The sequence below is a fragment of the Dactylosporangium darangshiense genome (genome assembly GCF_039537565.1).
Taxonomy (GTDB): domain Bacteria; phylum Actinomycetota; class Actinomycetes; order Mycobacteriales; family Micromonosporaceae; genus Dactylosporangium; species Dactylosporangium darangshiense.
The window spans coordinates 1-3,751 of sequence record NZ_BAABAT010000143.1 but is presented as its reverse complement, the minus strand read 5'-3'; the positions used below and the strand labels follow the sequence as shown (position 1 = coordinate 3,751).

Sequence of the window (3,751 nt, the reverse complement as noted above, 5' to 3'; positions counted from 1 at the left end):
AGAAATCCTGAAGTAACGTCAGCCCAGCACCTCTCTTCAGTTGAACCAGCAGATGTCCAGGTCAGAGCCACGCAACAGATTCCACGGTGGACAGACCACACCAGGAACTCCCGGGTTGTTTCTTATGATCTACATGGCCACCCGCAAGCCGATCGGGGCGCTGCCCGACCGCACCGCTGCCACGTTCCCGCCTGGCTGGACGCGCATCCCAGCGTCCAGGTCATCTACGCGACCGCGGCGGCGCCCACGCCGAGGCAGCCGCCCGGGCCGCACCCAGGCGGTGCAGGCCACCGACCGCCGGCGCCTGCTGGAGAATCTCTCCGACCCGGCCGAGAGGCCGTCGCCGCGCACCGCCGTTGCCTGCGCTCTCCGACCCGCCAGAGGCTGCACCGCGACCGGTCGTCAGTGAGCCAGTGCCGAGCAAACGTGCCGAGCCGGTCCGGGCCTGGCGCGCTGGAGGCGAAGAGTTTCGCGGTGGTCTGCACACGATCTTGCAGGAAGTCCGGTGCGAAGGCTCCGCGCCACGCGGATGCGGCAGCGGGCTCAGGTGACGACCTCGGACGTGAACCGTCCGGAGATCTTCTGCGGAGTCTTGGCCGGACGCAGGTCGCGTTTGGCCTCGGTACTGATGTCCGATCGCGGTGACCGCCCCGGCAACAGCGATGTGATCGACAGCAGGTCGATGGGTCAGGCGCATCGACAGGCATCGTCTATTCGGGGTCAGGCTGCGGGTTCACGAACGTGACCAATGGTGGTCTCGCCTTGAGCTCCTCCGGTGCGGCGACAGGAAAGTCCGCGGGCACCGCTTGTGTTGCGGTGCACTCGCCGTTCGATGACACGAAATCTTGTGCAATTTGCGGTAAACCAAACCGCGAAGCTCGGCAACCTCTCTCCCGAGACAATCACCCCTCCTTAGGGAGGCTGCGATGCCCGCACAGCAGATCATGCGGCGCGCGGCCGGTGACAAAGGCACCAAGGGACGTGACCGAGTTGGAAGTCGCACGACTGCCGTTCTCCCACTAATGCGAACGGCGGCAACCAAGCCCTCTACACCGCTCGGCAGCACTACACCCCAACGGACTTCACTGATGGACGGACGCGCGAGCATCTGCCGGGTATCCCGGCTTGGCCTCAGCTGCCCGGCACCCACGCCCAGCCGCACTGCCGACAGCGCCCGGACAGGGGTGCGCCCGCAGCGCCGTGCCGCGTGCTCGGCGACGCCGCCGGTGTTTCTGGACCTGCTGCCCGAGCGTATGCGTGACGCCTGGTCGGTCGCGCCGCGACCGCACCAGCTTCGCATGAGGGTGACGGCGCAGAACGGCCGTCGTCGGCCTGACCGTGCTGCGGCGGGCGCGTCGCGTAAGCAGCGGACCATGCCGTGAGGCCCCCGACAGCATCGTTCGATGGCTCAGTCCCGCGCCGCGGCGAGCCGGGCCCGCCGCGGCGCATCTGCCGGGAGACCGCAATGTTGAGGGGCTTGCGGTCTCCCCTTCCTACTCGTGGACTCGTTCCTTGCTCAACGGTCGCCATGACGAAGCACTAGTGACATGAACTCCGGCACGACTGAACAGCGCCAGGCCTCGGTCTGAGGTTCCGCCGCAAAGGCTCCTTTTTAGAAAGGCGATCAAGAGCCGTGTCGGCCCAAGCGACCAATTCGCAGGAGAACCCGCTGGCGGGGTTTGGCCCGAACGAGTGGATCGTCGAGGACATGTATCAGCGGTACCTCGCCGACCCGGCCAGCGTGGACTCCGCGTGGCACGGCTTCTTCGCCGACTACAAGCCCACCCCGGACGGTACCTCCAGGGCACGACGCCAACCGCCGTGCCGCCCCAGCCCCATCTGATCGAACCGCATTCGCACCGTCACGGGCCGGCAGGCCCGTGCATCACCTGGGAGAATTCGTGAGCGACCCACACGCCAACTCCTTCGACGTCCTGATCCTGGGCGGGGGCAGCGGCGGCTACGCGGCCGCGTTCCGCGCGGCGCAGCTCGGCCTGTCCGTCGCGCTGGTCGAGAAGGACAAGCTCGGCGGCACGTGCCTGCACCGCGGCTGCATCCCGACCAAGGCGCTGCTGCACGCCGGTGAGGTGGCCGACGCGGCCCGCGAGGCCGACCAGTTCGGCATCCAGGCGTCGTTCAACGGCGTCGACATGAAGGCTGTCAACGCCTACAAGGACGGCGTGGTCACCAAGCTGTACAAGGGCCTGCAGGGGCTGGCCAAGGCGCGCAAGGTGCAGCTCATCGAGGGCGAGGGGCGGCTGGTCGCGCCGGACGCCGTCGAGGTCGCCGGCACGCGGTACACCGCGAAGAGCATCGTGCTGGCCACCGGCTCCTACTCCAAGACGCTGCCCGGGCTGGTCGTCGACGGCGAGCGGGTCATCACCAGCGAGCACGCGCTGGGCCTCGACCACGTGCCGGCCTCGGCGATCGTCCTGGGCGGCGGTGTGATCGGCTGCGAGTTCGCCAGCGCCTGGAAGTCCTTCGGCGTCGACGTGACCATCGTCGAGGCGCTGCCCCGGCTGCTGGCGGTCGAGGACGAGGCCAGCTCCAAGGCGCTCGAGCGGGCCTTCCGCAAGCGGGGCGTCAAGTTCAAGGTCGGCAAGCCGTTCGAGGGCGTCGAGCGCTCCGACTCCGGCGTGAAGGTGACGATCCAGGGCGGCGAGACGATCGAGGCCGAGCTGCTGCTCGTGGCCGTCGGGCGCGGGCCGACCACCGCCGGCCTCGGCTACGAGGAGCAGGGCGTGAAGATGGAGCGCGGGTTCGTCCTCACCGACGAGCGGCTGCGCACCTCGGTGCCCGGCGTCTACGCGGTCGGCGACATCGTCCCCGGGGTACAGCTGGCGCACCGAGGCTTTCAGCAGGGCATCTTCGTCGCCGAGGAGATCGCCGGGCAGAACCCGCAGGTGTTCGAGGAGTCCGGCATCCCGCGCGTGACCTACTCCGAGCCGGAGGTCGCCTCGGTCGGGCTCAACGAGTCCAAGGCCCGCGAGATCCACGGCGACGACAAGATCGAGACCCTGCAGTACGACCTCACCGGCAATGGCAAGAGCCAGATCCTGCGGACCGCGGGCTTCGTGAAGCTCATTCGCGTCAAGGACGGCCCGGTCGTCGGTGTCCACATGGTGGGAGCGCGCGTGAGCGAGCTCATCGGCGAGGCCCAGCTGATTTACAACTGGGAAGCGTTCCCGGGCGATGTCGCCCCGCTGGTGCACATGCACCCCACGCAGAACGAGGCTCTCGGCGAGGCGCATCTCGCGCTGGCCGGCAAGCCGCTGCACGTCCACTGAGTCAACTGGCAACCGACCGCCACCACAAGCAAAGTACGAGGAGTCGTTTCACATGCCGGTATCGGTCACCATGCCCCGGTTGGGCGAGAGCGTCACCGAGGGCACAGTCACCCGCTGGTTGAAGCAGGAGGGCGACCGCGTCGAGGCGGACGAGCCGCTGCTGGAGGTTTCCACCGACAAGGTCGACACCGAGATCCCGTCCCCGGCGGCCGGCGTGCTGACGCGCATCGTCGTGCAGGAGGACGAGACCGTCGAGGTCGGGGCCGAGCTGGCCGTCATCGGCGTCGCCGGCGGCGCGCCGAAGGCCGCCGCCGCGCCGGCACCGCAGCCCAAGGCCGAGCCGCAGCCGCAGCCCAAGGCCGCCGCGCCGGCGCCTGCCCCGGCGCCCGCGCCCGCTCCGGCCCCGCAGCCGAAGGCCGAGCCGGAGCCGCAGCCCGCGGCCGCCGCGCCGGTTTCGGCCGGCC

General features: G+C 69.2%; 2 protein-coding genes and 1 pseudogene. All 3 read left to right on the top strand.

What is annotated here, in order from left to right; genetic code table 11:
- Nucleotides 1-1,633: 1,633 nt before the first annotated feature.
- Nucleotides 1,634-1,831 (top strand): annotated as a pseudogene (locus ABD901_RS58195) (2-oxoglutarate dehydrogenase E1 subunit family protein); the annotation flags it as partial.
- Nucleotides 1,832-1,901: 70 nt separating this feature from the next.
- A complete protein-coding gene (gene lpdA, locus ABD901_RS58190; protein WP_345144918.1) occupies nt 1,902-3,287 on the top strand; it encodes a dihydrolipoyl dehydrogenase in 1,386 nt (461 codons plus the stop codon).
- Nucleotides 3,288-3,339: 52 nt separating this feature from the next.
- Nucleotides 3,340-3,751 (top strand): biotin/lipoyl-containing protein (locus tag ABD901_RS58185; protein ID WP_345144916.1); only part of this gene is annotated, 412 nt, incomplete at its 3' end.